This is a genomic window from Methylomonas sp. 2BW1-5-20, assembly GCF_052474515.1.
In genome coordinates this window covers 4,711,997-4,734,273 of sequence record NZ_CP184127.1, presented here as the reverse complement: position 1 = coordinate 4,734,273, position 22,277 = coordinate 4,711,997, and the positions used below count along the sequence as shown (strand labels likewise).

Genomic DNA, 22,277 nt, shown 5'->3' with positions numbered 1-22,277 from the left:
ATGCAACACGATTTTGACCTGATCATTGTCGGCGCCGGCCTTGCCGGTAACTGTCTGGCCCTGGCGCTGAAAAACAGCGGCTTGAAGATCGCCTTGGTCGAAACCAATAGCCGCGAACAACTGCGACACTCGCCGGCCGGCGACCGCGCGTTGGCTTTGGCAGCCGGCACCGTGGAACTACTCAATGACTTGGGCGCCTGGCGCGGCGTAGCCGACAAAGCTACCGCCATCAAACATATCCACGTCTCGGATCGCGGCCATTTTGGGAAAACCCGGCTCGCCGCCGAAGATCAGGGCGTGGAAGCATTGGGTTACGTAATCGTCGCCCGCGACATCGAACAGCATATGGCCGATCTGGTCGAAAAAACCGACACGGTTTGCTTGTATCAAACCCGAGTCGCCGGCTTGATGTCCGGCCGCGACGCCGTAAATGTCAGTTTGAAACAGCATGACGGTAGCTCCTTGAACGTCAGCGCGCAATTGCTGATCGGCGCGGACGGCGGTAATTCCACGGTGCGCAAGCTGCTGGAGATTCCACAGCAAGTCACCGAATACGGCCAAACCGCGCTGGTCACCACCGTGCAATCGGCACTGCCGCATCGCAATATCGCCTTCGAACGCTTTACCGAATTCGGCCCGCTGGCCATGCTGCCGGTGGCAGGTAAACAATCGGCGGTGGTGTGGACACGCACGCACGAGCAAGCCGAAACCCTGATTAACGTCAGCGACCGCGAATTTCTCGCCGAACTGCAAAACTGCTTCGGTTACCGCTTGGGCGAACTAAAACTAGCCGCGCCGCGCCGAGCGTTTCCGTTAAGCCTGATCCGCGCCGAAAGCATGGTCTCCGGCCGCACCGTCATCATCGGCAACGCCGTGCATCAACTGCATCCGGTGGCCGGCCAAGGCTTTAACCTGGGGATACGCGATGTGGCCTTACTGGCGGAAATGCTGCTCGATCAACACGAGCGTAATGGCGATTTGGGTGATGCCCGCCTGCTGAAAAACTACAGCCGGCAACGTCAACAAGATCACGGCAAAACCATAGGCTTTACGAATAGTGTGGTGAAGCTGTTCTCCAACGACAATTTACCCCTGGCCGCCGTCCGCAACGCCGGTCTGACCTTGCTGGACCATCTGCCGTTTGCTAAACAACTGCTTACGCGACATGCGATGGGTTTGGCGGGTCGTTTGCCTAAGTTGGGTGATCGGGAATAACTCCAAATCAGCAAGCGTAGGTCACATTGCCGCCTAAGCGGTTACGTGACATTTCAATAATAGATTTTGGATATGTCAGGGAACACTAACGCGCACCCGGCACTACCAGGCTGCTCACGCGGCATGCGATGGGTTTGGCGGATCGCTTGCCTAAGTTGGGTGATCGGGAATAGTCCCGAAAAACCGCAACTGTTGATCACATTGCCGCCTAAGCAGTTATGTGACATTTCAATACTAGCTTTTGGATATGTCAGGGAACTCTACCGCGCACCGTGACCCAAGAGGCTTTACTGACTAGGCTCCGCTGAATGCGGCACGGAAAACTTCTCTACTCGGCACGCCAACTCAATTGCTCGTTCACTGTATGGTGCCTCATCGGCGATCACGGAGTAGATAAGATAAAGGGAACCGAAGGGTCGAGGAGAGGAATCTCGCGACTTCTGCCCGCGCACTACTGCACGTTCCCAAGCCTTCTGTTCCTCATCGAGAGCGGCGCGGTCTCGCGGCGACAGCAACTTCCGCAATGAAGCGAGGTTCACGTCTATTTCTTGCTTCCATTCGAATATGAACGCTCCAATGAATTGCGCGTCTGCACTGCATCCGCACGGCAGATGCTGGGCAGATTGAAGACACGACCACCATTTATGGATGACGTACGGCGATTGTGTATTGTCGATCAAAACTTCCGCCGTACGCTTGTTTCTTACTTCGCAAGCACCTGTGACGCTTCCTACAGGTGGCCTCGGACACGATGAATATTGAGAGAACTCCGACGCCTCTCCTGCAGTAACGACAACTGAAGTGGCGGCAAGAAGCGAAAGGACCAGTCTAACCTTGATTTTCAAGATACCCTCCATTCATAGCCAATCAAGTGATTATAAAGTTTCCGTATATCACTCAAACACATGCTTAACAACTAGATCAAATGATCTGCAACAAAATTCGGAATATTCCTAAAGTTGCCCCTGGATTACGGTTTTCTTCATCCCAGATCTATTTACTAAACCCTAAGCCGCTTCAACGCCACGCAAAACCCAGCAACCATCGGCCAGAACATACCCGGCAATGGCACGGCGGCGACCGGGTTGACGGTAAGCGGCGCGGTGTTTGCCGATAAGGCATCACCCCCAGCATCCGCCAAACTGTTAATCAGTAATTCAAGCTCACTGCTACCGCTGCTCAGCACATTGAAGCGGATGATCGCCAACGTAAAGCTATCGGCTTGCAGGGCTTGCAAATCCGCCGGCTCGTCCAAGGACGACTCGAACAGGTTCAGCACGCCGGGAGCCAGCAAATCGGCGGCGACACTGTTTCCACCTAAATCAAACACATCCAGTTCGTCGCCCAAAAATGGATCGCCAAAAGCCACGCTGGCGAACGCCAAATGTGTTGGGTCGAACTGAATATTGAAATCATACGTTCCCAACGCATCGTCACCCAAGCCGGAAATTCTCAGGCCGATCTCGATGGCATCGGCGGTTTGGCTAAGCGGCGCAAAACGTAAATCAATTGACGCATCGGCAATGCCGCTAGCGGCGCATAAGGCTATACCGGCAAGGCCGGCTTTTAGTTGTTTAATCATCGTTGTTTATCCTTAATTCGGCATCCTGGATTCCCGTGTGCGCGGGAATGACGGAACACTTTCGGTTCGTAAGTCCGGCTGGAAAAATCGATTACCGGCCCCGCTTAAACTGCACAGCGGGACCGCGTACATACCAAAGTCAGCTTGCGTACATCCAATGCATTGATCACGCCGTTTTTGTCCAGATCGCGTGGATCATTCACGCCGGATGCCGGTTTATTGCGCGCCGCCAAGATCACATTCAAATCCAATTGATCGACATCGCGGTCGCCGTCCAGATCGCCTTTTACGCTGATGTTCTCGCAGCTATCCGGTAGATGATTGAAGTTGGTATCGCCGCTGAGCCGGTTTTGAATATCCAGCACATCCGATTTGCCGTTGTTGTTACAATCCGGAAACACGTTCAGGTAATACACATCCTGCTCGCCATTGTTAAGTGGCGGTATAAGCGATGTGCGCGCCATTGGCATCGGATACCAAATGACTGTAATCGCCGATTTTTTGCGCGCCGAGCGGGTAACCGAGATGCGTGCTAAACGGCCCGGTCACCGCACGGTTTTGGCTCCAAGTCACGCCGCCGTCCCAGGAATAGGCGTAATACAACTGCGATATGCCAGGCTGCAAACTGGCGCGGGTGTCGTACCAGACAGCGTCGATCCGCGAATTGGGCGCCACGCCCTGCATCGCAAACCATTGGTAGGCATCGAGATGCGCCGCGTCGTCGTTGATACGGATGGGTGCCGACCAAGTCTGGCCACCGTCGCTGCTGCGGATGAACTTGATATCCTGGTTGTCCACGCCGGCCGGATCAACTGACGCCAGCACATAGATATTGCCGCGCAACGGGCCGTTGGAATGGTCGACACCGACTTGCACATCGCCGTTGGGGCCGATTTGGTTCGGATTGTTTTGATACAAAAACATCACCGGTGCGCCGCCCAAATCGATGTTCTGCGTGGTGAAGCTCGGTGCCGCCGATGCGTCGCGCGCATTCAACGAGGTGGAGAACAAATAGGTATCGTAGACCACCTTAACGCCCGACAAACTGCCTTGTTCGGTACGTCCACCGATATACACTTGCCCTTCCGGACCGACCGCGATGGTGCCGAACGACGGTCGGCCCGGTATCGCCACCGATTCGTCAAACGACGCGCCCTGATTGGTGGAACGGGTGAAATGCCGGTCGTCCAGCCCTTCCCGCCAATGCAGATATATATGGCCGTCACTGGCGGTGCCGCTGCGGTCTATCCCTATTCGGCCTTTGTCGGCCCCTTCCCCATGCGCATAGACTGGCGCCTCCCAACTGGCGCCGCCATCCACCGATTTGGCGACCTGCACGTCCTGGGCAAAATTTCCGGTCGGATCGTAATGCAGGCTTTGGTAATAAAACCGGCCGGAGGAATCCACATCCACCATGATATTGGTGCGCTGCTCGCCCGGCGTTAACACGCCCGGAAACTGCCAGATTTTGCCGCCGTCGTCGCTATAGGCCCAACCGCCTTGACGATTGCCGGACATTATCGAATCGAACTGCTTCCAACCTGCGACCAAACGCTCCGGATTGTTCGGATCAAAAGCGATGGTCGGCTCATTCGCGGCATCGCCGACGATGTTTTGACCGGCGGCGTCGACATTTATCTGCACGCTGGTATAAGGACCGAAGCTATATTGCGAAGGTGCGGCGCCGACCGGAAAAGACAACTGTCCAACGGCCAGCACCGCCAATAAGCGCAATGAGGGGATAGAATTCATGACGGTACTCCCACGCGCTTGCGTAATAACATCGGCAAGCCGCCAACAAACAGCCAAGCTGCCCCAGGCAGCGGCACCGAACTGATTTGCCCGCAACCGGCGTAACTGCCGACGCCCAGACAAAAATCGCCGACGTCGGTCAAACGCACGCCCTGCACCAAGCCGGCATTTTCCGGCGTCAGCAGCAAGTCGCCGCTAAGCTGCCAGTTATCGGCATTGGTATAGATCAGATTTAAATGGTCCAACTCATAGACCGCCGCCGGGAAACTGATATTGTTCTGTAAATACCAGCCGCCCGGCGTACCGTTGATCCCAAAAAAATCCCAGACTTCCTGGCGCATATCCGGGTTGTATTGCAAGGTATAGTCGCCGTAAATCAGCGATCCCCCATAACGCCCCCGGTACAACTCCACACCGGTCATTCCCATGACGCCGGTACCGGCCAAAGTTTGGGAATCGATGGCAAAATCGGGACTGGTCGATTTGACGTACCGATTCGGCGCCTGCCCGCCGGGATTACTCGCACTAATGGGGGTTATGTCGTGTACCAAATTTTGCGCGGGAATTTCGGTGCGACTGCTGTTGCCCAGGTAAAACGAGGAATCGCTACGGGTCAGGTAATCCGATTCCTGGGTGTCGTAGTAGTGCACCAGAAAATGGCCGGGGTTGCTGCTATTGCCGCCGATAAAGGCGGCCATTGCCTCGCGATCCATATTCATCGTGAACGTGCCCCCGCTACTGGCGTTCAGCAGGGCGGCTTTGGCCGCGGCCGGCAGCAGATACGCAAACCCTGCCGTCGCCAGTAGAAACAGGACTTTAAAACGATGCGGATTGAAAGTGTTCATGCCGTTCTCCAAAAATCAATTAATCGACGCTTGCGTTTCCCGGCCAAGCCCAGCCCCAACAAACCGCTCGCAAACAGCCAGACCGCGCCCGGCACAGGCACCACGGTAGTCTGCAAACTGAAAGTACCGACGCGATAGTCGCGAATGCCGCCCAGATGATCAAAACCCGCACCTAGTCCCAGGCCGCCGGAAAGACTCAAGGTATCGCCGGTAAGCTGCGTATCGACATCGAACAGATCGAAGCCGCTGATCCGAAACCCGAGGTGGTTCATCAACACCCAGCCGGAGCGCCCCGTCGCCACATCGACCAGCGTTGGGTCGTATTCCAGAGTCATATCACCAAGTAGCACGCGGTTCGCGGGCGGAGTGACGTCCACTCGATAACGCATCGCCCCGCCCAAACCGATTGCGCCGGTAGCGCTGCCGCTCAAATTGGCGGGATCAAAGCTAAAGGTCGTTGCCTGGTTTTTGCGGCCGGCCGGATTGGCGGCAACATGACTGCCGTTGACCTGAAATTGCAGACCCACAGCCGAAATTTCATCGGAAACGCTGTCGTATAAATCCGGTGTGTTTTCGTCACGAAGCTGAAAGAAGGTCTTGTCGGCAGCCGAGGCCGCGTAAAATTCTTCAAGATAAAGCGATGGCCGGCAGCAAATCGGGAAACTGGCACGTGGCGTGTCGGGGTAGGTATCCTGAATCACGCCGGCGATCAATGCGTCGCGATCCAGACTCAGGATCAGGGCGCCGCCGCTGACGCTGGCAGCCCGCGCATTACCAGTCATACCGATGATAACCAGCGTAAGTACGGCCAGACAACAGTATCGCAGCTGATAGTTAGTGATGTTCATAGTCTGTTCTCTATTACGGGAAAACGAAGGCACGCCACCCGGGAATCCGGCTGCTTTGAGCCGGATGAAATCGCGGAGCGCCGTTCGCGAAGGTAGTTATTGATTTTTTCGGTTCGCCTGTCCCTATCCTGGCGAACCGAAAACACACTCGGGACGCGCGCACGCGTTAAGCGACCCGTCCGAGACGCTGGGGTTTAGGCCGACAAAGCGCTAACTTTACGGCGATTACAGCCCATCAAACCCAGTAGCGCACTGCCGAACAGCCAAACGGCGCCCGGCACCGGCACGGCTGCCGGCGCATTCAAGCTAAGATGCCCAACGATGGCGTTTGGCGAGACCGTGGCACCGTAATTGGTCAAAAACGAACTCCAGGTCAGGAAAAATGCGCTGGGTGAAGTGGTTGGACCAACGCCGCCGCCAAAGATCAAGTCGCCATCCAAATGTAACTCGCCGCTGCTGTTTACGGATTCGCTGACGTTGGTCAATTGCAAAAAGGTGGTGGCGCCAAAACCGGTATCGTGGGTAACCAGATTCCAAATGCCGGAAAATTTCTGCAATGTAAAATCGTAAGGCTGCAAAGTACCGAAAATTGAACTGGTCATCCGGAATGCCCCGCTCAAGCCGATTTGGCCGACTGCGGTGTTATTGGTATCCATGGTTGTAGCTTGCTTGCTGCGGTTGCCGGCATAGCCGATTTTGGTGGGATTGTCGTTCACCGGAAACAGCATATGGTTAGTATTTGCCGTGCCGTTACTGGCGGTCAGGTTAGCCGCCGGGGTAGTGTTATAGCCGGCATCGTAAAATCGCTCGATAATGAAACCGCTACTTGCGGTGCTGAACGCAGTGTTATCGATTGTAATCGTGGCGTCTCCGCTAACTAACGCGGCGCTGGCGGCAGCCGGCGCCAACAAGCCGGTCAGGGCTGTAAATGCCAGCATACTGGCGGACGCGAGTTTCAAGCCATGGGTTTTCAAAGCAATCATGTTTTATCCTTAAAAAGTGGTTTTGGTTGAAAAATTTCCCAGCAACATAATGCCCAACAGATGCTTGTTGTCCGCACCCAATTGAATTCTTTGTTGTTGAGGCAACCCGGCTGTCTGCATGCAGACCCGCGGTTTTCCGGCTCCGTCTCGCGGCGGATGTGGCAGGGATGTCGCGTTCCCGGCGACAGTGCTCGGATCCTTGAGCGTTAAAGTCCTTGTGCTCCTGTGTTGAGTTTTTTCGGCTACACGCCGTTCATAGCCTGAGCCGACCCGGCTAGGCGCCGACGCTTAAACATACAGCCCGCCAAACCGGACCGAACACATCGCCAAAATGCATGTAAACGGCCGACAATCATCTAACGGCAAAACAACGCCGCACACGATTACCAGGACGACTTGGCTACTGTTAAATTTTTCAGGCCACGCAGCCCGTCAAGCGTTAACTCTTATCGCATTCAATACCTCATCGAAAATGTCAGATAAGCGGCCCGGCCCTGCGCCGCAGCCACGCGACCGTCGAAATAGCCGTAAGGCTGAAAATAATCGCTATCGCTGAGGTTTTTCACGGTAGCCGCCCATTTGAAATGCGCGGTTTCGTAAGCCAAAGCGGCATCGAAACTGTGATAACCAGCGGTTTTGAAGTCATTGTTGTTCGACAGATACGCACCGCTGCGTAAATAAACCCCAAAGCCCAAACTAAGTCCGGCAAACTCACCCCATAGCAAACGATAATTGGCCCAAATCCGCCCGCTATCTTCCGGCACCAGTGCCAGGCGATTGCCGATCGCCACGCCGGCCTTGTCATCGACGAAGCTGGCATCGGTATGGGCGTAATTGGCCAACAGATTCAGACCTTCCAGCGGCTGCCAGAGCAAATCCGCTTCGATGCCGCGCGAACGCTGCCGGCCGGCAGCCAGCGAACGTCGCAAAACATCGCTGTTATCGGTAACCGCTACCTGACTGCGATCAATCTGATAGAGCGCTAATTGCCCGCTAAACTGTTTCGCAACATCAAACTTAAAACCGGTTTCCAGATGTCGAGACAACTCCGGCAGCGGGGCATCGACAAAATTCACGAACGGCTGGCCGCGCATGCCTCCGCTATAGCTGATAAACCAGGAAATTTCCGAATTCAGATCGAACACCGCTCCCACGCGCGGCAGCCATTTCAAGGTATCGGTTCGGGCGCCGAGACCGGTCCGGGTGTTATTGAAATCGATTGCGACGTCGCTTAACCGTAAGCCGTTCAGTAAATGTAATCGCTCGTACAGCGTACTTTGCCATTGCGCATAAGCCCCATAAGTGACGTTTTGTATGAACTGATTGTTTACTCCCGGCCCCGGCGCTTGATAAGCACCGCCAAAAGTTGGCGAACGCAGATCGACGATGCCGGCACCCAAACCCAACGGACCGAAATCGCCATCGACAAAGCCGGCATCGTTCAATTCGCTGTGGTCGACGCCGATCAGCAGCTGATTATCAGTCGGTCCCAGCTGAAATTTAGCCAGTAAATTGCCCAGGACGCTGCGTTCCTGCTGCTCTTGAAACAGCTCGGCATTGACCAAGGCCCAATTGGCGTCCTCCAGCAAGGGCCGATCCGCGACAAAGCCGTCAGCACCAAACAAGGTCTGAATTTTTTCGTCGAATTCCGAACGAGCCAGACGCGCCTTCAGTGACCACTGCCAAATACGGTCGATTCGATGTTCCACTGAAGCCCAAACCGCCGCCGACTCCGAGCGGCTATCGGGTAAATCGCCAGGCCCAAGAAAGACATTTCTGCCCGCTCGAAAGCTGCCGGCAACGCTGCCTGTCGCCGGCAGCCCCTGATATTCCGGCTGCTGCCAGCGCGACAACTTGCCTTGGATGGTCAAGCGAGTCCTATCGTTATCCGTGAATACCAGCGCGGGGTTGATGTTAAAGCGTTGAGTTTCGATTACATCAATATCGTGCCTGGCATTGGTATATTCGCCGCTGAAGCGCAAGCGGATATTGTCGGTTAGCGGCTGATTGACATCGAGAAACGGCTGATAAAAGCTGTTGCTGCCGATTTTCACCCCGGCTTCGCCGAAGGCTTTGGCTTGCGGCAATTTGGAAAGCAGATTAATCACGCCGCCCACCGGCGAGCCCGAGCCGCCGCTGTACAGCACGGCGTTGGAACCTTTCAATACTTCGATTCTTTGGATATTGATCGTGCTTTCCCGGTCACCGGGGTTGTAGTACTGGGTAAAACCGTCCAGCAGTTGTTCGGAACGAAAGCCGCGTATTAGTGTGCCTTCCATGACCGGGGTGTACAGCACATTGCGCGACACCACGCCACTGACATTGCTTAATGTTTCTCCGACGGTGATATTTTGTTGATCGTCGAGCAACTCGCGCTTGATCGCCTGCACGGATTGCGGAATCTGCTTCGGTGGCGTGTCGGTGCGGGTTGCGCTACTGATACGGCTGACGGCATACGAGCCGGGCAATTCTTCAATCTTGCCGGCCCAAATCGTCGGATCAACTTGCTTAGGCTGGCTACCAAACACCGTCAACGCCTGCAAGGTCACCGGACTGGGCGTCGGCGGCTTACTCGAAACCGGGGCAGGCTCCAACGTCACCGTATCGGCATCGATAAACCGATAATTAAAGCCGCTGTTTTGCAGCAAGCGTTGCAAGGCCAGTTCGATTGACATATCGCCGCTCAGGTGAGGACTGACGACACCGCGCAGCATGTCCGCAGAAAAAATCAGCTTCAATTGAGTTTCGGCGGCAAATTGAATCAGTGCATTGTTCAGCGACTGACCGGGAATATTAAAATGCCGTGCAATTGCCTCGGCGCGTGCCGCACCGCTGCTCAGCGAGCCGCAAGTCAATGCCAGCCAAATCAGCAGCAAGGTATCGATACCTGCTCTATTGGCGCGTATTTCCCTGGCATTCAGGGCATACCAGAGATACACAGCCTGCCAAGCGCCGCTCGTAAACTGGTAATTCAACCGGGTGATCTGTGCTCTCAAAATTCTTCCTACCTGAAAAAAACTGTTTCTCAACATAGAAGTCGTTTGAGCACAAAAATCGATCACAAAAAATTTAAATTTTTTTTGCTTGAGCAAAAGCGGTGGTCGAACCATAGCGCTACGCGCGGCATTTTCGAATAGAACGGAACGAAGTGTTTTATGGAGCGAAGACGGAACCGGCTGATACCGAAGTCGGCACCACATGGAGAAAATGGCTGCGTGGCGTAATCTAGCGATGCAACAAAACCCAGGGACCAACGCGGATTTCCCGCAGGGCCAATGCCTTGCCCACCGCGGCAAGCGCCTCGTCCGGCGTATCGAGCGAAAACACCCCGGTCACCCGTAAATTTTTAAGCGCGGCATCGGCTAAAAAAATTCGGCCGAACCGATAACGCTCCAATTCGCTTACCAGTTCGGCTAGAGGCCTATCGTTGATCACCAGCCGATGCTGTTGCCAAGCCGTCTGTTCCAAGCTCGCAGCTTGCGGATGCGGCAGAGGCAGGCCGGCTTTATAACTTAAGCCTTGTCCTTCGGCGACGGTCACGCTATCGGCGCGGCGACTGTCCTTATTAGCCAGCACGGCTACGGTATGCTCCTGCACAGTCACCAGCGTCTGTTCTGCCGCGGCTTTATAGACTTCAAACACCGTACCCAAAGCACGAACCGTCAATTCGTCGGTCTTCACCTCAAAAGGCCGCCGGCCATCCTTGGCAACCGTGAATCGCACTTGCCCATGGAGCAACACAATCCGCCGAACATCGGCGGTATAGTCCACGTAAATAGCGCTATTGGTGTTCATAAGCATACGGCTGCCGTCGCTGAGTTGAATGTCGCGGATTTCGCCGGTCTGCGTGCGGTAATCGCTTAAATAATCGCTGAACAGAAGCGATTGCCGAGGCATGATCAGGCCGATTGCCAATAAACAAACCGCAGCCATGCCTAAGCCGGCAGCCAACCACGGCCGATATGGTCCGGCAGAACGCGAGACTTTGGGCCGCGGTCGTTTTGCAGCGTGACAGACTGCCATCGGCCTGGGAGTTTCCGGTGTGGCCGCTGTCAATAAACTGCCGGCGGCAACCATGTCGCTGAATAGATTTTCCACGGCGGCAAGGGCTTCGGCATGACTGGGGTCCCGAGCCAGCCAATCCGCAAATGCATCGAGTTGTTCGTCGCTCAAGCTATCGTCGCGCAGGCAGACCAACCAGCCTATGGCCTGGTCTTGCAGGTTTACGTTAGCGGATGTTTCGGGCGCGGACATTCGATCTCCAATTTGACATGGCATTACATATTAAGACGTGTGAAGCGCGAAAACGATCATACAAAAAATCCGCGGCTGGGGAGATGTTGGCATTCCGTTGGCAATAATCGACTGGAAAGGCTTTGGTTCAATCAGCAAGCCTGCGCGCGCAATGGGACATGGCTTGAGCCAATAATTTATTGACCTGCGATTTGGATATCCCCAAGCGCAGGGCAATTTGGTCATAGGTAAGCCTATCGACGCCGTGCAACAAAAATACGTTACGGCTAGCGTGCGGCAATTCAGCCAGGGCCAGCTGTAAGGCCTCCAGGCGCTGTTGGCCGATCAAAATCCGCTCCGGCTGCGCCGCATCGCCGGGAATGGTTTCGGCCAGCATTTCGAAATCCGCGTCGGTGCCGAATCTATCCCTGACCATGGCTTTACGTTGATGATCCACAGCCAGATTGATCGCAATCCGAAACGCCATGGCACGGGTATTGTCCGGCGGCGCATTTTCAACGATCTGCCGTAGCCCCAGATAAGTGTCATGGGTCAACTCGGCTGCGATGTCCGGGCATTTCAGACGCCCGGTCAAAAATCGCAATAACTCCTCCGCCAGGGATTCGGTCCAGAACGCAGTTCTATCTGATAACGGTTGTGCACTCATGCGGATAGGAATTGTCGGCGGCTTCGGTCAAATTCAGAGTCCGGCTCGCTCTCCAAACGCGCTTGAAAAAGCAGCCATGAGCCAGAGCTTAAGCAACAATTGAACCAACATAGATTCTACTGAGCACGCGGGGCTTGGCGGGTAGAGCCTTGCCAAGATGGCACGCACGTCGACTGCAAACGCGGCAAATAGCGCGCCGCAATCCAGGCAAATAACATAGTCCACTAACTATCTCCGCGGACTTTGAGTTTTGCCGCTCGCCAAGACTGTATAATCCGTATCAACCCTGTAATCGTCCACCCAGCCTAACCACTCTTTTTGATGCGCACAGCCAAACTCCTGTTCTGCCTTATTGTGATTGCCGTGATTCACGGCGCGATAGCCTGGACCCTGAATCGCCCGCAGGACGCCGGGCTTGATGTGCCGTCCGGCAAACTGCGCAGCTTGTCATTTGCGCCCTATCGGGAAGGCTTTAGTCCGATAGAAGAGAAATTCCCGCTACCGGAACATATCGACGCCGACCTGGGCTTGATTGCGGATAAAACCCATACCATCCGCACTTACTCGATATTGGGCGGCATGCAACCCACACCAGCGTTCGCCCGCAAACACGGCGTGGAAATGATTCAAGGCGGCTGGCTGGGAGACGGTCATGCCAGTAATAAGCTGGAAATCGCGGCACTGATCGAATCGGTGAATGCCAATCCCGATGTGGTGAAGCGGGTACTGGTCGGCAATGAAGTCCTGCTGCGTAAAGACATGGATGTGGATACGCTGATCGGCTATATCCGCCAGGTAAAACAGGCGGTGAAGCAGCCAGTGTCGTACGCCGACGTCTGGTCGATTTATCTGAAATACCCGCAGCTGATGCGGGAGGTGGATTTCATTACCGTGCACATTCTGCCCTACTGGGAAGACGAGCCGGTGGCGATTGCCGATGCGGCAGGGCATGTGGAGAAAATCGTCAAACAGATCGAAGACAAAGCCCACGGCATGGGCTTGAACAAACCGATTCTGATCGGCGAATCGGGCTGGCCGGCCGCTGGCCGGCAGCGCGGCCACGCCATACCCAGCGTGGTTAACGAAACCCGATTCATCCGCAGCCTGATAGAAGTCGCGAACCGTCACGGCATGGACTACAACATCGTCGAAGCGTTTAACCAGCCCTGGAAAAGCCATAACGAAGGCGTGGTCGGCGCTAACTGGGGCTTGCTGACTATCGACCGGGAACCGGTATTCCCGCTGACCGGCCAGGTTTACGAAAATCCAGACTGGCTGCAACATTTTGCCTGGGCGACCGGACTGTGGCTGTTGCTGGTTGCTGTCTACTTTAAGAAATTGCAGAATCTGCCGCTGCCGCGCCTGCTGGGCTTTTTGACCCTGGCCCAAATACTTGGCGTTTGTCTGGTGACGCTGGCGACTTTTCTGTGGTTTACCAGCTATAGTAGCTGGCAACAGGCTTATACCCTGCTGCTAATCGCCGCAAACACCCTATTGAGCGGCTTATTGCTGCAGCGCTGTTATGCAATTTTAGCAAACCAGCCGACGCTACCAGTACTGGCAAGCCGTTTAAGAAACCTTTATCTATTTTTTACCTTCCTGGCGCTTTATAAAACTTACAGCTTGGCCTTCAACGGCCGGTATCTGAGTTTTCCGGTCGAACAATTCGCGATTCCGGCCATCGGCGTCTGCGGCTTGAGCGCTTGCCTATGGCTGACTCGGCGTAGTTTGCATTGGCAGTCCTTGCGATTCGACAGCCTGTCCGGCTGTGATTTGCAAGCACCTCGAGATCGTCTGCTGGCTTATTTTTTAAGCCTCGGCATACCTGCCGTGGTGCTTGGCGAAACTTACGAATTCATGGCCGCCTACGATTTCAGGCAAGCGCATCCGAACTTTAGCGAAGGTTTACCGGTTGCGCTGGGTTATACATTTTATAATCAGCAATTAATCAGTTGGCTGCTGTGTATACTGCTACTGTCCATCCCGTTTTGGGCTGCCGGATCGCGCAAAACCCAGGCTTAGCGCGTATTCGAAATCGACGCTGACACGACTGTTCGGGCAACGCGCCGACCGACGCTTGCCCAATATGGCTGAACTTTTCGGTAACCCAAACAAGGACAAACACCATGTGGCTGCGTACTAGCTGCGAAATTACCTTTGATGTCAGCCTCGACACCCCTTTCATTCTGATGCTGCGGCCGCGCAACGGCGCCAATCAATGGGTGGCCCGGGAGTCGTACACCTTGCACCCGACGGTGCCGGTATTCGAATATACGGACTACTACGGCAATCTGTGTCAACGCCTGATTGCGCCGCCCGGCGAATTTTCCGTGCGCACCAGTGCCGATATTCACACCAACGAACATATCGACGTCTGCCCCGGCGCACCATTTACCGAGGTACAAAATCTGCCGGATGCGGTGCTAACCTATCTCATCCCCACCCGCTATTGCGAATCGGACCGGTTTATCGATCTGGCGCGCGAGATCGTCGGCGACGCCATCCCCGGCTACGATCAAGTCGCGGCACTCCATTGTTGGTTACGCGAAAATATTCGTTTCAATCCCGACTCGCCGCATTTTCAGCTATCGGCAGCGGAAGTGAACATGGCCGGCGAAGGCGTCTGCCGCGAACTCGCCCATCTGGGCATCGCGCTATGCCGGGCTTTGTGCATTCCGGCGCGAATGGTGGTGGGCTATCTCTACGGTTTGCAGCCCATGGATTTTCATGCCTGGTTCGAGGCTTATGTGGGGGGGCGCTGGTATACCTTCGACCCTACGCAAGCCGAACCGCGCGGCGGCCGGGTAATCGTCGCTTACGGTCATGACGCCGCCGACGTGGCCATCTTCACTCAGTTCGGCCCGGCGCTCTATCCGATGCACATGGCCGCCAATGTCGAGCGCTTGGCGGATCCACCGGATTAATCCGCGTAAGGCCATCCCATCACACTACGAGCAATCGCGCCGATTCCCGGTATAATGCCGGTTCCGCTGTAATCAACGCTTTATCTATGAGTAATCTTGTTCTGGTCGCCTGCGCCTTGTTGCTGGTATTTTTAAACGGCTTCTTCGTGGCAGTCGAATTCAGCCTGGTTAAATTACGGCAGACCCGTATCAAGACCATCGAACAAACCGAAGGCTGGCGCGGCCGAATTCTCGCCAAAGTACATAAAAAACTCGATGCCTATCTGTCAGCCTGCCAACTGGGCATCACTCTGGCTTCACTGGGATTGGGCTGGATCGGCGAACCGGCTTTTGCCGATCTGTTAATCCCGCTGTTTGCCAAAGCCGAAATCACCTCGCCGGAAGTCATTCATAACATCTCTTTTGCTTTTGCATTTTGCACGATCTCCTTCCTGCATATCGTGGTCGGCGAGCAGGCGCCTAAATCGCTGGCCATCCGCAATCCGGAAGGCATAGGCCTCTGGAGCGCCGGACCGCTATATGCGCTGTACTGGTTGATGTATCCCGCCATCTGGTTGTTGAACGGCAGCGCCAATCTGGTGTTGCGTATGGCCGGACTCAGCGACGGCCACAATCACGACAGCCACTATTCCAACGAAGAACTCAAACTGATCCTGCGTTCCAGCCGGGCCGGCGAAAACCTGACCAGCGACGAATGCAATGTATTGGCCAAGGCCCTGGATTTCGGCAAACTTGAGGTCTCCGACTTGATGCGGCCGATTCATGAAATCACCGCACTCTACCGTGGTCAATCGCAACAGGAGATGTTGGATACGGTTTACAAAAGCTGTTTCAGCCGTTATCCGTATTTCGACAGCAACGGCGTCGATGTGATGGGTATTATTCATTTAAAAGATCTGTTTTTGGCCCAGCAACACGGCCAGCAAATCGACGATTTGGAACCTTACCTACGGCCTATTCAACATATCTCCGCACACATGCCTGCCCTGGAATTATTTCGGCGCTTCACCCAAGGCTCGCCGCATTTCGCGGTAATCGGCCAGAAAGGCCATAAACCGCACGGCTTTATCACGCTGGATAATTTGCTTTCGGCGATGGTCGGCGAGATCCGCGACGAGTTTCGAAAAACCGAAAGCGACTGGACCCGTCAGGACGACGGCAGTTTACTGGGTAAAGGTAGTCTGCCGATTTTCTCGCTGGAGCGGATTTTGGGCGTGGATATCGAAAACGAAGAACTGGATCTGGACGACGTGGATTCGGTCGGCGGCATGATCCTGGCGCAATTACGCGACATTCCCGAAGACGGCGAACGCATAGCCTTCAACGATTTCGAAATCGTCGTGAAGGAAATGAACGGTCCGCGTATCGAATGGGTACAGGTTTATCCCAAGGCATAATCCGGTTGGAGCGAGAAAACTCGCCCCAACCGGCCGAAAGCTCGGCTTAAGGCTGGCACTCCGGCATCAAGGAACTACGCCAATATTGATCTTCTTTTTCGAATAATCGCCGGCTTTCCTCCGGCCCCCAGGAACCGGCGGGATAGGTGGCGATATAATCCCGTTCCGTCACCCAGTTTTGCAGGATAGGATCGACGATGCGCCAAGCATATTCTACTTCGTCGAAACGCAAAAACAGCGAGCGGTCGCCCTTCATCACATCCAGCAACAGATCTTCGTAAGCATCGACCCGACGCTCGTCCGGATTACGGAAACTGGCATCCAGACTAGTAGTGCGGGTGCGCATTTCCAGCCCAGGCTCCTTAACGGTCATTTCAATGCGAATGCATTCTTCGGGCTGAATCCCCAGCAACACCCAATTCGGCGTCATGCATTGCACATGAGTATCCCGGAAGAATTGAAACGGCGGATGCCGAAAACAAATCGCAATGGACGACTGCCCCTTGGCCAAGCGTTTGCCGGTACGCAGATAAAACGGCACCCCGCGCCAGCGCCAGTTGTCGATTAACAACTTCATCGCCGCATAGGTCTCGGTGCTGCTGTCGGCCGGTATGTTAGCCTCTTCCAGATACCCCTGTACCTTTTGCCCGGCGATATTACCCCGGGCATATTGACCACGAAAAGCGTGGGCATGTACCGCCGATTTAGGTATCGGCCGGATGGATTTCAGTACTTTGACTTTTTCGTCGCGCAGCGACTCGGCATCCATAGACACCGGCGGTTCCATCGCCACCAAGGTCAGCAATTGCAATAAATGGCTTTGCAACATATCGCGCATCGCCCCGGCACTATCGTAATACTCGCCGCGGCTACCGATGCCCAGTTCTTCGGAGTGGGTAATCTGCACATGATCGATGTAATTACGATTCCACAGCGGTTCCAGCATCACATTGGCAAAACGAAACACTAATACGTTCTGCACCATGCCCTTGCCCAGATAATGGTCGATGCGGTAAATCTGGTCTTCGCTCAAATATCGGCTTAGGCGTTTTTGCAAGGCCTGCGCGCTTTCCAGGTCGTATCCGAACGGTTTCTCGATGATCACTCGTCGCCAGCCATATTCCTCATTCAGCAATTCGACCTGGCTCAAAGCTTCGATGACATTACCAAAATCATTGGGACCAATCGCCAGATAAAATGCCATATTGCGGGAAAAGTGCTCTTGGCCGTTCAGGGTCTTCGCCAGTGACTGGTAACATTCAAGCTGATCTATATCGCCGCGATGGTAGTCCAGCCTTTCGCTGAACCGGGCGAACACCGACTCATCCAGTTGCCCCCCAGCCTGTTCCAGCAATAAGGTTCTTACTTCCGTTAACCAAGTCGCTCTATCCCACGGACGGCGGCCTATCGCCAGAATACGGGTGTCTTCCGGCAGTTTTTTTTCCAACTCCAGGTGATAAAAACCCGGCATCAGCTTTAGCCGCGCCAAATTGCCGGTTGCGCCGAAAATTACGTAAGTGCAAGGCTCAGTGTTCATAAAAACGCTCTCATAAGGTCTTGGCAAGATAGAATCGGTTGCAGTTTGCACCATTTGCGCGGGAGAGTCGAACCCGGCGGCGTAATCTTTAACGTCCAGACACTTAAATCGTTACGAATGGTCGACGGGGATCAGGCGTTGCAGAATCAGGTTTTGATTGTCGAGCAGCCATTGCAGATTTATTTTTAATGCCTCAAAACATCTCCGCGCCTGCTCGGCGTCGGCTTGTTCCAACGCATTTTGCAGGCTCTCCACTAGCGTCAGACAATCGGCGAAATCGTAAAAACAAAACGTACCATGCAATTTATGATTTAAATCCCAAGCCTCTTGCATCCGGCTATTTTGCAGGGCCTGATCGAGATCGAGCAGAAAGGCCGGTAGTTCGGCAAACAATTTAACCAACAACGATTGGCTCAACTGCTTATTATCCTGGGCTTTACGCATGATCTGCCCGGCATAGTAATCGGCGTCCACATTGGTATGCCGCGGCCAACGCACCAACAACTGCGCCAATTGCTGCAGGCGAATCGGCTTGACCAGGCATTCATTAAATCCTGCCTCAATGGCTCGTTCTCGTTGTTGATTCTGGGCGTGGGCGGTGACCGCAATTGCCGGCGTGAGCCGATTGCAGTTTTCGGTCGTACGTAATTTTTCGGCCACATCGAAACCGCTCAAAAACGGCATATTCACATCCAAGAAAATGATCGAATAACAGCGCTGTTGCAATAGCCGCCAAGCGTCCCGCCCATCTTTAGCCAGCGTAATATCCATCGTCCAATGCTCCAATTGCTCGCGCAACAACCATAGGTTGATTTCGTTGTCGTCAGCAATCAGGATCGAAAAGTCATTGTTCATTGTGTAGATTTCCGCGTTTTATAATCGGATATTATACGGCGAACGCTACCATCGAATGTTTCGCGGCAAAAAATCAATTTCTCTTGAGAAAAGTGTGGCGTTAAGATTTGCCAACGGCAAAAATGTCGGGCAATAAAAAACCCCGGCACCTTTCGGTAACCGGGGTTTTCAGGCCGAGGCCGAACAGCGATTACATCATGCCGCCCATGCCGCCCATGCCGCCCATATCAGGCATTGCAGGGGCTTTGTTGTCGGCCGGTGCGTCAGCGATCATTACTTCGGTAGTGATCATCAGGCCAGCAACAGAAGCCGCGTTTTGCAAGGCAGAACGGGTTACTTTCGCAGGGTCCAAAATACCCATTGCGATCATATCGCCGTATTCGCCGGTTGCCGCGTTGTAACCGAAGTTACCGGTGCCTTTTTTCACTTCGTTCAGAACAACAGAGGCTTCGTCGCCGGCGTTGCTGACGATTTGACGCAAAGGCTCTTCCATCGCCCGGCGCAGGATGCTGACACCTACGTCTTGATCGTGGTTGATGCCTTTCAGGCCTTCCAGAGCAGACAATGCACGAATCAGTGCAGTACCGCCACCGGCGACCACACCTTCTTCAACCGCGGCGCGAGTTGAATGCAACGCGTCTTCAACGCGAGCTTTCTTCTCTTTCATTTCCACTTCAGTCGCGGCACCAACTTTGATAACCGCAACACCGCCAGCCAATTTGGCCAGACGTTCTTGCAATTTTTCACGGTCGTAATCGGAAGTCGCTTCGTCGGCTTGGGCGCGGATTTGCGCTACGCGGCCTTTAATTTGGGTTTCGTCACCAGCACCGTCGATGATAGTGGTGTTTTCTTTGTTGATTTGGACACGTTTTGCAGTACCCAATTGGCTGATGTCGGCTTTTTCCAAAGACAGACCCACTTCTTCGGAAATCACCACGCCGCCGGTCAGAACCGCGATGTCTTCCAGCATGGCTTTACGACGGTCGCCGAAGCCTGGGGCTTTAACAGCCGCAACCTTAACGATACCGCGCATGTTATTGACAACCAGAGTTGCCAAGGCTTCGCCTTCGACATCTTCGGAAATGATCAACAAGGAACGGCCGGATTTAGCTACGCCTTCCAGAATGGGTAACAATTCGCGGATGTTGGAGATTTTTTTGTCGTAAAGCAGAACGAAAGGATCGTCCAGTTCTACGCTCATGTTTTCTTGCTTGTTGATGAAGTAAGGAGACAGGTAGCCGCGGTCGAATTGCATACCTTCAACCACATCCAGATCGTTTTCCAGGCCGGTGCCTTCTTCAACGGTGATAACACCTTCTTTGCCGACTTTTTCCATCGCTTCGGCAATGATTCTGCCCACAGACTCGTCAGAGTTTGCAGAGATGGTACCTACTTGGGCGATAGCTTTGTTGTCTGTGCAAGGTGTTGATGCGTTTTGAATCGCTGCCACCGCTGCGGTAACCGCCAAATCGATGCCGCGTTTCAAGTCCATTGGGTTCATGCCCGCCGCAACTGATTTCAAGCCTTCGTTAACAATGGCTTGAGCCAAAACGGTTGCAGTTGTAGTACCGTCGCCGGCTACATCGGAAGTTTTGGATGCAACTTCCTTCACCATTTGCGCGCCCATGTTTTCGAATTTGTCTTTCAATTCGATTTCTTTCGCAACCGATACACCGTCTTTGGTGATGGTTGGAGCGCCGAAGCTTTTATCCAACACAGCGTTACGGCCTTTAGGACCCAATGTAACTTTTACTGCGTTAGCCAGAACGTTAACGCCTTGCACCATCAGTGCCCGCGCGTCGCCACCAAATTTTACGTCTTTTGCTGCCATTTCTTATTCCTGAGATATTGGTTAAATTGAAAAAGAGTGTGTCGAACGAATTGGGATTAACCCAAAACACCCATGATGTCTTCTTCGCGCATGACGATGTATTGCTCGCCATCGACTTTAACTTCGGTGCCGGAATATTTGCCGAACAACACTCTGTCGCCAACTTTAACTTCCAGGGCACGTACTTGGCCGTTATCTAACGGTTTACCTGAACCCACTGCCAAAACTTCGCCTTCGCTAGGTTTTTCTGCGGCAGAACCCGGCAGCACGATGCCGCCAGCGGTTTTGGTTTCTTCTTCAACGCGTTTTACGACGATACGGTCATGTAACGGACGAATTTTCATCAATGTCTCCTTAATGTAGATAAAGTTAAAGGTTAAAAACTTAAAAGCTATTTAAAAAACGACTACACCCTTGCAGAAGAAGCGAGCTTTTAAACGGCCTCAAGCTTATTAGCACTCTCTAGCAACGAGTGCTAATAATATCCGGCTTTTGCACTCTGTCAAGCTCTTTGGCATCATTTACGTCTTACTCAATCCTTGTAAACCATGAACGACGAACAATTACTCCGTTACAGCCGCCAAATCATGCTGCCGCAAATCGATATTGCCGGTCAGCAAAAACTGCTAGATGCCAAAGTATTAATAGTCGGCGCCGGCGGCCTGGGCTCACCGGCATCTATGTATTTGGCGGCTGCCGGCGTGGGTCAGATCACTGTCTACGACGACGATCAGGTGGACTTGACCAATTTGCAACGGCAGATTGCTCACAGCACTGGCGATATAGGGGTGGATAAAGTTATTTCAACCCGACAGACGCTGGAAAAAATCAATCCGGGTGTAAAAGTGTTTGCACTCAAACAGCGTTTAGCCGGCGAAAAACTGCTTGAAGAAGTCACCAATGCCGATGTGGTGCTGGATTGCAGCGATAACTTCACAACTCGCTTTGCAATCAATCAGGCCTGCGTCGACCGGCAAACGCCGCTAGTTTCGGGCGCGGCGATCCGCTTCGAAGGCCAAGTCAGCGTATTTACGCCGGGTTTGCATGATAGCCCGTGTTACAACTGCCTATACCAGAGCGACGGTGAAGAAATGCAAAACTGCGCCCGCAACGGCGTAATTGCGCCGATAACCGGTATCGTCGGCAGCATACAGGCCCTGGAGACGATCAAACTAATCGTGGGTGCCGGCACGACGCTGACCGGCCGCTTGCTGCTACTGGATGGACTGACTATGGAATGGCACAGTATGCGCCTGAAGAAAAACCCAAGCTGTCCGACTTGTGGCGAGACTCAAGAATAACCCCCACAAAAAAGCCGGGCTGACCCGGCTTTTCTGACAAGAAAACTGCGTTACTTAACTTTTACCTAGCTTACCCTTCACTAAATTGACGACTTTGTCGACAGCCTTCAACAAAGCAGATTCACTATCGCCGTGCGGCTCGATGTCGCCGAAAGGCTCGCCATTTTTCATGGTATACATGTAAATAAAATACCCTAACGGTGCGAAAGCGAAGATGGCAATAATCAACATCAACACCAATAATTCGATAACTCCGCCCATAACTACCTCCAACTATTTGTTTTTATTTTAATTTAGAATAAGGTCT

General features: G+C 53.7%; 19 protein-coding genes and 1 riboswitch. Of the genes, 5 read left to right on the top strand and 14 right to left on the bottom strand.

What is annotated here, in order from left to right:
- Window positions 1–1,215, top strand: a complete 1,215-nt coding sequence (gene ubiH / locus ACH50O_RS21745; RefSeq protein ID WP_446809846.1) for a 2-octaprenyl-6-methoxyphenyl hydroxylase — start codon at window positions 1–3, stop codon at window positions 1,213–1,215.
- Between the two features lie 1,000 nt (window positions 1,216–2,215).
- Here ubiH and ACH50O_RS21740 read toward each other — a convergent pair.
- The 9 genes from ACH50O_RS21740 to ACH50O_RS21700 all read right to left on the bottom strand — a co-directional run bounded on the left by ACH50O_RS21740 (window position 2,216) and on the right by ACH50O_RS21700 (window position 12,125).
- Window positions 2,216–2,797 (bottom strand): cohesin domain-containing protein, encoded by a 582-nt coding sequence (locus tag ACH50O_RS21740; protein WP_446809845.1) that lies wholly within the window; start codon window positions 2,795–2,797, stop codon window positions 2,216–2,218.
- A gap of 104 nt (window positions 2,798–2,901) precedes the next feature.
- Window positions 2,902–3,261, bottom strand: coding sequence for a hypothetical protein (locus tag ACH50O_RS21735; RefSeq protein ID WP_446809844.1), 360 nt, complete (start codon window positions 3,259–3,261; stop codon window positions 2,902–2,904).
- On the bottom strand, window positions 3,230–4,549 hold the full coding sequence (locus tag ACH50O_RS21730; RefSeq protein ID WP_446809843.1) for a sialidase family protein: 1,320 nt from the start codon (window positions 4,547–4,549) through the stop codon (window positions 3,230–3,232). The genes ACH50O_RS21735 and ACH50O_RS21730 overlap by 32 nt, the downstream gene beginning before the upstream one ends.
- Window positions 4,546–5,394, bottom strand: a complete 849-nt coding sequence (locus ACH50O_RS21725) for a hypothetical protein (protein ID WP_446809842.1) — start codon at window positions 5,392–5,394, stop codon at window positions 4,546–4,548. Before ACH50O_RS21725 ends, ACH50O_RS21730 begins: the two co-directional genes overlap by 4 nt.
- Window positions 5,391–6,242, bottom strand: a complete 852-nt coding sequence (locus tag ACH50O_RS21720) for a hypothetical protein (protein ID WP_446809841.1) — start codon at window positions 6,240–6,242, stop codon at window positions 5,391–5,393. Before ACH50O_RS21720 ends, ACH50O_RS21725 begins: the two co-directional genes overlap by 4 nt.
- Before the next feature lie 194 nt (window positions 6,243–6,436).
- Entirely contained in the window at window positions 6,437–7,225 is a 789-nt protein-coding gene (locus tag ACH50O_RS21715) for a hypothetical protein (RefSeq protein WP_446809840.1), read from the bottom strand.
- Window positions 7,226–7,322: 97 nt separating this feature from the next.
- Window positions 7,323–7,398: riboswitch (cyclic di-GMP riboswitch) on the bottom strand.
- Between the two features lie 282 nt (window positions 7,399–7,680).
- Window positions 7,681–10,221: a TonB-dependent siderophore receptor gene (locus ACH50O_RS21710; RefSeq protein WP_446809839.1), complete on the bottom strand. Its 2,541-nt coding sequence runs from the start codon at window positions 10,219–10,221 to the stop codon at window positions 7,681–7,683.
- A 229-nt stretch (window positions 10,222–10,450) separates the two neighbouring features.
- On the bottom strand, window positions 10,451–11,479 hold the full coding sequence (locus tag ACH50O_RS21705) for a FecR family protein (protein WP_446809838.1): 1,029 nt from the start codon (window positions 11,477–11,479) through the stop codon (window positions 10,451–10,453).
- 127 nt (window positions 11,480–11,606) lie between these two features.
- Window positions 11,607–12,125 carry a sigma-70 family RNA polymerase sigma factor gene (locus ACH50O_RS21700; RefSeq protein WP_446809837.1) on the bottom strand — a complete coding sequence of 173 codons (519 nt, stop codon included), beginning with the start codon at window positions 12,123–12,125 and terminating at the stop codon, window positions 11,607–11,609.
- Between the two features lie 321 nt (window positions 12,126–12,446).
- Here ACH50O_RS21700 and ACH50O_RS21695 point away from each other — a divergent pair, with 321 nt between their 5' ends.
- The 3 genes from ACH50O_RS21695 (at window position 12,447) to ACH50O_RS21685 (ending at window position 16,446) form a co-directional block, all read left to right on the top strand.
- Window positions 12,447–14,147 (top strand): glycoside hydrolase family 17 protein, encoded by a 1,701-nt coding sequence (locus ACH50O_RS21695; protein ID WP_446809836.1) that lies wholly within the window; start codon window positions 12,447–12,449, stop codon window positions 14,145–14,147.
- Between the two features lie 104 nt (window positions 14,148–14,251).
- Entirely contained in the window at window positions 14,252–15,049 is a 798-nt protein-coding gene (locus tag ACH50O_RS21690; RefSeq protein WP_446809835.1) for a transglutaminase domain-containing protein, read from the top strand.
- Window positions 15,050–15,135: 86 nt separating this feature from the next.
- Window positions 15,136–16,446, top strand: coding sequence for a hemolysin family protein (locus ACH50O_RS21685; RefSeq protein WP_446809834.1), 1,311 nt, complete (start codon window positions 15,136–15,138; stop codon window positions 16,444–16,446).
- Window positions 16,447–16,492: 46 nt separating this feature from the next.
- Here ACH50O_RS21685 and zwf read toward each other — a convergent pair whose 3' ends face one another.
- The 4 genes from zwf to groES all read right to left on the bottom strand — a co-directional run bounded on the left by zwf (window position 16,493) and on the right by groES (window position 21,013).
- Window positions 16,493–17,983 (bottom strand): glucose-6-phosphate dehydrogenase, encoded by a 1,491-nt coding sequence (gene zwf / locus ACH50O_RS21680; protein WP_446809833.1) that lies wholly within the window; start codon window positions 17,981–17,983, stop codon window positions 16,493–16,495.
- Between the two features lie 111 nt (window positions 17,984–18,094).
- Window positions 18,095–18,838 (bottom strand): response regulator, encoded by a 744-nt coding sequence (locus ACH50O_RS21675; protein WP_446809832.1) that lies wholly within the window; start codon window positions 18,836–18,838, stop codon window positions 18,095–18,097.
- 190 nt (window positions 18,839–19,028) lie between these two features.
- Complete coding sequence (groL, locus tag ACH50O_RS21670) at window positions 19,029–20,669, bottom strand: chaperonin GroEL (protein WP_446809831.1); 1,641 nt, start codon at window positions 20,667–20,669, stop codon at window positions 19,029–19,031.
- Between the two features lie 56 nt (window positions 20,670–20,725).
- Complete coding sequence (groES, locus tag ACH50O_RS21665) at window positions 20,726–21,013, bottom strand: co-chaperone GroES (protein ID WP_020484651.1); 288 nt, start codon at window positions 21,011–21,013, stop codon at window positions 20,726–20,728.
- 204 nt (window positions 21,014–21,217) lie between these two features.
- Between groES and ACH50O_RS21660 the strand changes: the two genes are divergently transcribed.
- On the top strand, window positions 21,218–21,970 hold the full coding sequence (locus tag ACH50O_RS21660; RefSeq protein WP_446809830.1) for a HesA/MoeB/ThiF family protein: 753 nt from the start codon (window positions 21,218–21,220) through the stop codon (window positions 21,968–21,970).
- A 54-nt stretch (window positions 21,971–22,024) separates the two neighbouring features.
- On the opposite strand, the gene ACH50O_RS21655 is transcribed toward ACH50O_RS21660, so the two are convergent.
- Window positions 22,025–22,231, bottom strand: coding sequence for a hypothetical protein (locus ACH50O_RS21655; protein ID WP_446809829.1), 207 nt, complete (start codon window positions 22,229–22,231; stop codon window positions 22,025–22,027).
- Window positions 22,232–22,277: the final 46 nt, after the last annotated feature.